The organism is Bacteroides sp. 224, assembly GCF_010500995.1.
In the GTDB taxonomy this organism is placed as follows: Bacteria; Bacteroidota; Bacteroidia; order Bacteroidales; family Bacteroidaceae; genus Bacteroides.
The window spans coordinates 82476-91529 of the sequence record NZ_QVMK01000010.1 but is presented as its reverse complement, the minus strand read 5'-3'; the positions used below and the strand labels follow the sequence as shown (position 1 = coordinate 91529).

The 9054-nt window shown below is 39.5% G+C and carries 11 protein-coding genes; 7 read left to right on the top strand and 4 right to left on the bottom strand.

Annotated elements, in window-relative coordinates; translation table 11 throughout:
- Nucleotides 1-136: 136 nt before the first annotated feature.
- Nucleotides 137-490, bottom strand: a complete 354-nt coding sequence (locus tag D0T60_RS07040) for a hypothetical protein (RefSeq protein WP_163217449.1) — start codon at nt 488-490, stop codon at nt 137-139.
- A gap of 565 nt (nt 491-1055) precedes the next feature.
- On the bottom strand, nt 1056-2336 hold the full coding sequence (gene eno / locus D0T60_RS07035) for a phosphopyruvate hydratase (RefSeq protein WP_163217448.1): 1281 nt from the start codon (nt 2334-2336) through the stop codon (nt 1056-1058).
- Between the two features lie 229 nt (nt 2337-2565).
- On the opposite strand from eno, the gene D0T60_RS07030 reads away from it, so the two are divergent.
- Nucleotides 2566-3348 (top strand): formate/nitrite transporter family protein, encoded by a 783-nt coding sequence (locus D0T60_RS07030; protein WP_163217447.1) that lies wholly within the window; start codon nt 2566-2568, stop codon nt 3346-3348.
- 1 nt (nt 3349) lies between these two features.
- Here the strand turns inward: D0T60_RS07030 and D0T60_RS07025 are convergent, their stop codons facing one another.
- Nucleotides 3350-4015, bottom strand: a complete 666-nt coding sequence (locus D0T60_RS07025; RefSeq protein ID WP_203558301.1) for a pentapeptide repeat-containing protein — start codon at nt 4013-4015, stop codon at nt 3350-3352.
- 12 nt (nt 4016-4027) lie between these two features.
- Nucleotides 4028-4396, bottom strand: a complete 369-nt coding sequence (gene crcB, locus D0T60_RS07020) for a fluoride efflux transporter CrcB (protein WP_163217445.1) — start codon at nt 4394-4396, stop codon at nt 4028-4030.
- 486 nt (nt 4397-4882) lie between these two features.
- On the opposite strand from crcB, the gene D0T60_RS07015 reads away from it, so the two are divergent.
- From D0T60_RS07015 to D0T60_RS06990, 6 genes are read left to right on the top strand one after another with little or no spacing between them, the layout of a single operon-like run.
- Complete coding sequence (locus tag D0T60_RS07015; RefSeq protein WP_370524398.1) at nt 4883-5428, top strand: TerD family protein; 546 nt, start codon at nt 4883-4885, stop codon at nt 5426-5428.
- A gap of 46 nt (nt 5429-5474) precedes the next feature.
- Nucleotides 5475-6029 carry a TerD family protein gene (locus D0T60_RS07010; RefSeq protein WP_163217443.1) on the top strand — a complete coding sequence of 185 codons (555 nt, stop codon included), beginning with the start codon at nt 5475-5477 and terminating at the stop codon, nt 6027-6029.
- A gap of 10 nt (nt 6030-6039) precedes the next feature.
- Nucleotides 6040-6717 carry a TerD family protein gene (locus tag D0T60_RS07005; RefSeq protein ID WP_163217442.1) on the top strand — a complete coding sequence of 226 codons (678 nt, stop codon included), beginning with the start codon at nt 6040-6042 and terminating at the stop codon, nt 6715-6717.
- Nucleotides 6714-7352 carry a VWA domain-containing protein gene (locus D0T60_RS07000; protein ID WP_163217441.1) on the top strand — a complete coding sequence of 213 codons (639 nt, stop codon included), beginning with the start codon at nt 6714-6716 and terminating at the stop codon, nt 7350-7352. Before D0T60_RS07005 ends, D0T60_RS07000 begins: the two co-directional genes overlap by 4 nt.
- A 4-nt stretch (nt 7353-7356) precedes the next feature.
- A complete protein-coding gene (locus D0T60_RS06995) occupies nt 7357-7992 on the top strand; it encodes a VWA domain-containing protein (RefSeq protein WP_163217440.1) in 636 nt (211 codons plus the stop codon).
- A gap of 10 nt (nt 7993-8002) precedes the next feature.
- Nucleotides 8003-9052, top strand: a complete 1050-nt coding sequence (locus tag D0T60_RS06990; RefSeq protein ID WP_163217439.1) for a TerY-C metal binding domain-containing protein — start codon at nt 8003-8005, stop codon at nt 9050-9052.
- Nucleotides 9053-9054 lie beyond the last annotated feature (2 nt).

The following is a 9054-nucleotide window of genomic DNA, read 5'->3' as shown; positions in this document are numbered from 1 at the left end:
CTTAATGCTTTCAAAATCAAATTCTTCTTTCATAAAAAAAACTGTGTTAGTAAAGTTAATAATTTATTCTTTACTGACACAGTTTAAATTACAGTCTCCTTTTCGATTAAATAATGTTGTTTTCCCATAACCCCTCTTATTTAAGCTCAATACCTCTGTTCTTCAATGTGATGTTCAACAGCATGATGTATTTGCTATACTGTTTGGCTGTAAGGGTTTGTTTCATTAACTTTAAGTTACTGTACACAGCATTGTGTAGCTTCTTGTCCTGATCTTTTTTGGCACGGGTAGCTTTGCTCATTTGGTTAGAGAAATAAGCAGTAATGTTTTCTACTTCTTCTTGCTGAGATGCTTCCAGTTCCAGAAACTGACTTAATTTACTTACATTGATGTTTTTGTTCCATATACCAGTGGTGGGAACATTGTCGGCTGCAAATGAGGGTGCAGCTAAGAATAGCACTGTGGCTACTGCTACCATTAAACGTTTCATTCTAATTACCTTTAAAATTGTTATACCTAAAAACTAATACCTATTGAAACTGAATATCAAAGGGTTTTCCCTTTTACTTCTGCAAAGGTATAAATATGTTTTATAGCATAAAAGCAATTCGGTTTAAAAATATGTTATTTAGCATGTTTTTTCTTGTAAATGCTCCTGTTTTTCGGTTTTCTGTAATATGAATGTAATATGTGTGCGGTAACGAGGTGTTATATTGATAGTGAAAAAGAGAAATTGATGCCTTGTGTGCTTTTGTTGTCTTGTACTTCTCGTACAGATTGATTTTTTCATCCAAAAAGTGTCACAAGTGTCACACCTCATTCTAACGAGTTGATTTACAGGATTAAATAGTGGGTGACACTTTTCAGAAAAGCATCACAGAAGTGTCACAAGTGTCACACTCTGATAAGGATAGATTGTCTTGAATTTGGAAGTGTGGTTTCAGGGGTTTTTCTCCACCCGGGTGTGGGTGGTATCTCCATCCGGGTGGAGGATGTGTGTACATCCGGGTGGAGAGGGTTGCTCCACCCGGGTGTGTGAAAATGTTTGAAATATTCTATTTAATCTTCTTGTATCCGTATACAGCACGGCTGCCCAATTCTTCTTCGATACGGAGTAATTGGTTATATTTAGCCATACGGTCTGAACGGCTTAATGAACCGGTTTTGATTTGTCCGCTGTTGGTAGCTACGGCAATATCTGCAATGGTTGCATCTTCGGTTTCGCCCGAACGATGCGAGGTAACTGTAGTGTAACCATGACGGTGAGCCATCTCAATAGCATCCAATGTTTCAGTAAGAGAACCGATTTGGTTTACTTTAATAAGAATTGAGTTGGCGCAATCTTCTGCAATACCTTTTGAAAGGAATTCTACGTTGGTAACAAACAAATCATCACCTACCAATTGGCAACGTTTGCCGATGCGTTCAGTCAACTTCTTCCAACCTTCCCAGTCGTTTTCGTTCATACCATCTTCGATAGAGTCGATAGGATATTCGTTAATCAACTTTTCAAGGTAGTCTACTTGCTGATCGGCTGTTCTTTTTTGACCTTTTGAGCCTTCAAATTTGGTGTAATCATAGATGCCATCTTTGTAGAATTCGGAAGAAGCACAGTCTAAACCAATGGTAATGTCTGAACCTGGTTTATATCCGGCGGCTTTGATGGCAGCAAGAATAGAGTTTAGCGCGTCTTCGGTACCTTCGAGGGTAGGGGCAAAGCCTCCTTCATCTCCCACGGCTGTACTTAATCCACGATCTTTCAATACTTTTTTCAAGGCATGGAATACTTCTGCACCCATACGCAAACCTTCGCGGAAAGTTTTGGCACCTACCGGGCGAATCATAAATTCCTGGAATGCAATAGGAGCATCACTGTGCGAACCACCGTTAATGATGTTCATCATAGGAACGGGCAATACGTATGTATTTACACCACCAATATATCTGTAAAGAGGAAGTTCCAAATAATTTGCGGCAGCTTTAGCTACGGCAAGAGATACTCCAAGAATAGCATTAGCACCCAGTTTTGATTTGGTTTTGGTGCCATCAAGTTTGAGCATTGCATGGTCGATACCTCTTTGATCGGTAGCCGGCATGCCAATAAGGTGAGGAGCGATAATATTGTTTACATTCTCAACAGCTTTCAATACACCTTTACCCAAATAACGACTTTTGTCACCGTCGCGCAATTCCAACGCTTCGTGCTCTCCGGTTGACGCACCGGATGGTACAGATGCACGACCCATAACGCCGCATTCTAACACTACGTCTACTTCCACTGTTGGATTACCTCTTGAATCGAGGACTTCTCTTCCGATAATTTTTTCTATTCTCATTGTTTATTCAATTTAAAACACACACACTGCAAAGTTATTTAATTATTTTGTTTTTCTCTATCACTATTCTTAGGTATTCTGTGAAGGTCAGAATCACTATAAATAAGTAATGTAATATGATGAAACAATTAGCAAATGAGATTTGTTCGCGATCATTGTGCTTTTTTATTTTCATTTTTTATAACTTTGCAGCCTTTTTGAATAGAAAGCTTAATTTTAACTTGTAGTCATGAATTATTATAGCCCTAAAGAGATAGCAGCAGCTTTTGCGGCTTCCGGTATATATAAGAGTAAACTCTCATTTCCTAAATTTGCGTTAATAGCTATTTTGGGTGGTGCATTCATAGCCTTTGGAGGCTTGTTGAGTGTGATGGTGGCAGGAGGGATGCCCGGGGTAGGTGCAGAGAATCCCGGATTGATAAAGTTTATAGCCGGTGCGCTGTTTCCTATCGGACTGATTATGGTTTCTATTACCGGAGCCGATTTATTCACCAGTGATTGTACTGCTTTTACCCTTCCTTTATTACAGAAAGAGATACGTATTGGTAAGTTTGTGCGTTTTTTGGTGCTCTCATATCTTTTTAATTTTGTGGGAACACAGTTAATAGCTTATTTACTTTCTGCTCATATTGGTTTTTTCGATAAAGAACCTTGGCAGGGCTATTTGCACACCTATTCCGCAGCAAAGGTTAACCAAGATTTCCTGAAAGTTTTAATTAAAGGAATTGGTGCCAATTGGTTGGTTTGTCTGGGTATGTGGATGGGATATGCCGCCAAAGATGTTATAGGAAAATGTATTGGAATATGGATTCCGGTGATGCTTTTCGTTACATTGGGATACGAGCACTCCATAGCAAATATGTTCTTTATTCCGGCTGCCATTTATTCCGGAGCAGATATCTTATGGAGTGACTTTATTGTACAAAATTTGATACCCGCTACTTTGGGAAATCTTTTAGGAGGAGCCGGCTTGGTGGGCTGTGTTTATTGGTATTTGTATTTGAAGGAATAATTCAATCATCAATCACTACCCCAAGCAAAGGCAATAACTCCAAAGCCTGAGAAGTTTGTACGATAGCCCCTTTCAGATCCGGAACGTTGATTCGTATACCTTCCAGGCGGCAAGTGCGCAAGTCAATTCCCCGTAGTTTTGTTTGAGACAAATCGGCTTCAATCAACAAGCAATCTTCAAAGGCAACGGCATTCAGCCGGGTTTCGTTTATGCTTGCGCTTCGAAAATCGCATGACGTGAATCGTACATTGCTTAATTTGCTAACAGAAAGGTTCATGTAATGGCTATTACAATCGGTGAAAGAAACATTGTTCAATGTTGTTTCACTGAAGTTTGTACCTAATAATTTGCACGAAACAAACTCTACCCGATGGAAAGAACTTCCGGAGAAGGAAACATTCGATAAATCGCAATTCTCAAACCGAACATCCCATATCTGGGCAGACTCCAATTTGCATTCAATGAATATTTGTTGGCGGAATACACAGTTTTTTATGGTTAGATAAGGGCGATTGATTTGCTCTACAAGTCCGGCCGAAAAGCGGTGATCGGCTACAGTCTCTTCTTGCTTCTCAATCCAATCTTTTAGTTCTTTACCCGACTCTTGTTCTTCCGAAAAGAGAGGAGGAACAACTTTTATATATGTTTCTTTATTTCTTTTTTGCATCATCGCAATGTACTATTTACTAATAAGAATACCTAAGAGAACAGCTAAAATGCCCAACCCCATGCTTAATAGAGCATATAAAAAGAAAGTTCCGTACAATCCTCCTTTAAGCAAATTCAGGGCTTCGTAAGAGAAGGTGGAAAAGGTAGTGAAACCTCCACATATACCTACGGTTAGGAATAACCTGGTTTCCGGCGATAGCTGAAAACGTGTAGAGAGTGAATAGAAAACCCCTATCAGGAAGCATCCCAGTATGTTGACTGTAAAAGTTGCCCACGGAAACCCACCAACAGGAGCTTTCCCGTTGATAAGAAGGTGTATGAGGTATCTCAGTAAACTTCCTGTGCCTCCACCCAGAAATATATAAAGCAATTCTTTCATTTTTTTACGCACAAAGTTAATAAATAACATGGAGAGTGATGATGCGAAGTACTATAAATGGAAGCGCCTCTAAAACTTATTGGGATGTGAAAGATATGAAGAAAAAGAAATTGATATTTTTTTTAATATTGTCACTGATTCTTTTTGGGAAGTAGTGTTTTTTACTTAGTTTTGTTGCATTCTTGGGAGAAAATTCCGAGAAAACATAATTTAGCAAAGCGTTTTGCAAAAATATTCCCGGTTAAGAATTGCCAAAATTCTCTGATTGGGCATAATAAGCACTGAATGTTTATGCTTTTTTATTGTAAAATGCGACAGTCAGAAGAAAGTAAAATACAGATGAAACAAAATAATTTTTATTATTGGTTTGTTATTACTGTTAAGGTTCAACAACAATGGGAAAACCTTTCTGCGCATAACTTTTTGCAATTACTCTTCAATTTAACAGGCATTTGTTCACAAAGATTTTTAATTATAAAGGTATAGATTATGGCTATAAATTTAACCAAAGGACAACGAATAGAAATCAGTTTGTCGCAAGTAGGGGTAGGATTAGGCTGGGACCCAAACGAAGGTACCGGATTTGATTTTGATTTAGATGCTTCAGCATTCATGCTCGGAGAAAATAAAAAACTACCTAAAGAGGAATATCTTGTATTTTATAATAATCCATTGTCTCCGGATAAAGCCGTAGAATCTTCGGGTGACGATATTATCGGAGGAAATGGTGAAATATTAACAGTTGACTTATCAAAGGTTGATCCTCAAGTTCAAGAGATAGTATTTACGGTAACGATTTATGATTATGAAGAGCGTCGCCAGAATTTTGGTCAGGTTCGCAACTCTTATATCCGTATATACAATGCTCAAACCAATGAAGAAATAGCTAAATATGAACTTGATGAGGACTTCTCAATAGAAACTGCCGTAGAGTTTGGCCGTCTTTATAAAAGAAATGGCGAATGGAAGTTCGAAGCTATGGGAATAGGCTATAAAGGAGGATTGCAATACTTTGTAGATAAATATGTGTAAATAATAGGGGTGTGAAACACTCGTAAATAATAAAAACGATATTACTATGGCAATTAATTTGGAAAAAGGGCAAAGAGTAAATGTGCAGCTACCTAAATTTACAGTAGGTTTGGGCTGGGATGCCAACTCTTCGAGCACAGGACAAGACTTTGATTTAGATGCTTCAGTATTTATTCTGGGAGAGAACAGAAAAATTTTATCGGACGGACATTTTGTTTTTTACAACAACTTGAAATCGCCCGACGGAGCAGTGGAACATACCGGAGATAACTTAACCGGAGAAGGAGATGGAGACGACGAAAGCATTAAAATAGACTTATCTTTAATTGATGCACAAGCAACGGAAATATGTTTTGTAGTTACAATACATGAAGCAGAAAGCCGCCGTCAGAACTTTGGTCAGGTTCGCAACTCTTTTGTGCGGATATACAACCCACAAACCAATGAAGAGATATTGAAATACGAATTGGAAGAAGACTTCTCGATAGAAACTGCTGTTGAATTCGGACGACTGTATAAGAGAAACGGCGAATGGAAGTTTGAAGCAGTAGGAGTAGGACAAAAAGGAGGATTGGAAGATTATTTAAATAAATATAATTAATAAAGACACTATGGCAATAAATTTAACTAAAGGTCAGAAAATTGACTTGCGTAAAGAAACCGGAGAGAAACTTACTAACTTTTGTGTGGGTGTAAATTGGGGAGCTATTGAAACAATTAAGAAAGGTTTCTTTAGTAGCAAAAAAGTAATAGAAGATGTCGATTTGGATTTAAGTTGTATCATGACAGATACCAACGGAAACCTGGTTGATTACATCTACTCGCCTGAATATAATGGCTACTTGCAAAAAAACAATCTGCCTTTAGGCAAGCTGACTTCACAAGATGGAGCATTGCGCCATAGCGGTGATGATAGAAAAGGAGACCAAGACGGAGATGATGGTTTGGATAATGAAATCATTACAGTAGACCTGAGCCGTTTGGATGAGTCGGTAGATAAAATATTCTTCTTCATTAATATTTATTTGAATCAAGGACAGAATTTCGACTTCTCGCACGTTCCTTATGCAAAAATCCGCATGTACGAAGGTACACCAAGCAAAGTAAACAAAGTATTCTCGGAATTTGATATCACTACCGATGCATCTTATGCTAACAAAAGAGCACTTATCTTGGGTAAACTGTATAAGAGAAATGGTGATTGGAAGTTTGATGCCATCGGCGATCCTACCGAAGACCAAATATTCTTGCAAACCATTACCCGGATTTTAAATAATCACGCAAAATGAGAAGACTGCCGGTATATTTAGTTTTAGACACCTCCGGTTCTATGACCGGAGAGCCTATTGAAGCTGTGAAGAATGGCGTACAGGTGTTAGTCTCTACTTTGCGGCAAGACCCTTATGCGCTTGAAACAGCTTTTTTAAGTGTTATCACTTTTAATAGTTCTGCCCAACAGGTGGTGCCATTAACGGAATTGTCGATGTTTCAGATGCCCGAAATACAAGCTTCGGGACCTACTTCTTTGGGCGAGGCATTAAGCCTGCTTGCAAAAAAAGCAGATTCTGAGGTGGCTAAAACTACAATGGAGGTAAAAGGAGACTGGAAACCCCTTGTGTTTTTAATGACCGACGGAGGTCCTACCGACAACTGGCAAAAAGGCCTGGCCGAGTTTAAAAAAGGAAAATTCGGAATGGTAGTAGCTTGTGCCGCAGGGCACGCTGCCGATACAAACGTACTGAAACAAATCACAGAATCGGTAGTACAACTTGATACCGCCGATAGTGCCGCCATTAAATCATTCTTTAAATGGGTGTCGGCATCTGTAAGTACCGGAAGTCAGAAAGTAGAAGCAGCAGGAGTGGAAGTAGGAGGCTTAAGCGAGTTGCCACCACCTCCACCGGAAGTAAATATTGTTGTTTAAGAACATGAGAAGATTACCTGTATATATTTTGATACAGACATCCGGAGCCATGCGAGGCGAACCGATTGAAGCCATAAAAGTAGGTTTGGAAACGATGGTTGCCAGCCTACGGCAAGATCCGTTCGCCTTGGAATCGGTGTGCTTAAGTATCATTACATTCGATAGAACTCCTCGGGTACTGGTGCCTTTAACCGAATTGGAGAATCTACAGATTCCGGAGATACAGCAACCACAAGCTGCCGGAACGCATCTGGGAGAGGCATTGGAACTGGTATGCAAAAAAATAGACCAAGAGGTACAGTTGAGCACACCCGAGAAAAAAGGCGATTGGATGCCTTTGTTTTTCTTGATGTGCAACGGGAAAGCGTCAGACTCGATGCTGTTCAACAACATACTGCCTACCCTGAAAACGAAACATTTTGGCAGTGTTGTAGCTTGTAGCGTTGGGGCAAGAACCGACCTTGATAACTTACGAAAGATTACCGATCATATTGTGAATTTGGAAACGACCGATAGTGGAACTTTTCGTCAGTTCTTTAAATGGGTGTCGGCTTCCGTTAGTGTAGGAAACCGGAGCATTGGTGCCACAGATGAGGTGTTGTTGCCTCCACCACCGCCCGAAGTACACACCGTTATATAATAATGTAGATATGAGACGATTACCCATATATTTCTTAATAGATGTTTCCGAGTCGATGGTGGGTGAACCTATCGACCATGTGCAAGAGGGTATTGAAACAATTGTAAAAGAACTGCGTACCGACCCTTATGCCCTGGAAACAGTCTATCTCTCCATTATAGCCTTTGCCGGAAAAGCAAGGAAGATTACCAATATGGTAGAGTTGTTTAATTTCTACCCTCCTAAAATTCCGATAGGCGGGGGTACTTCTGTAGGAAAAGCCCTTGATTTTCTGATGGATGATATAAATCAAACTGTCAAGAAAACAACCCTGGAAGAAAAAGGAGACTGGAAACCGATTATCTTTCTTTTTACCGATGGTAATCCGACAGATAACTATGAGAAATCTTTTGAACGTTGGAATCAAAAATATCGCAAAAGTACCAATCTGATTGTTGTTTCTTTGGGAAAAAACACAGATACCACCATCTTCGCAGGGATAACGGAAAATGTATTATTGCTGAATAATACAGATGCCGATTCGTTTAAAAAGTTCTTTAAGTGGGTAACGGCATCCATCAAAACAAGCAGTGTAAGTGTTAGTGAAGCAAACGACGACAAACTTCAGTTGGCAGCCATTACCAATGGTTATTTGTCGAAGATAGATTTGGAGAAAAGCATCAAACCAAAGATTGATGATAACTTTGCTGTGATATTGGCGAAGTGCCAGGCTTCCAAACGTCCTTACCTGATTAAGTATCAAAAACGTATATCTCCCGGAGAATTTGCGGAACTGTTTGTAAATGTGCTCGACTATAAACTGGTAGGAGCCTATCCCGTCGATAATTCGTACTTTGAGTTGTGTGATGATGTTGTGTCCGAATCTTCTATCAATACTTCCTCTTTAGTAGGATTCCCTTCTTGCCCGTGTTGCGGAAATCAGTACGGCTTTAGTCATTGTGTTTGCGGCAACATAATATGTACCGGCGAAGAAGAGATAACCAAATGCCCTTGGTGCGATGCAGAGGTACGCTTTAGTCTAGGAGAAGGCAGTGCGCATATTACACGAACAAGAGGATAAGG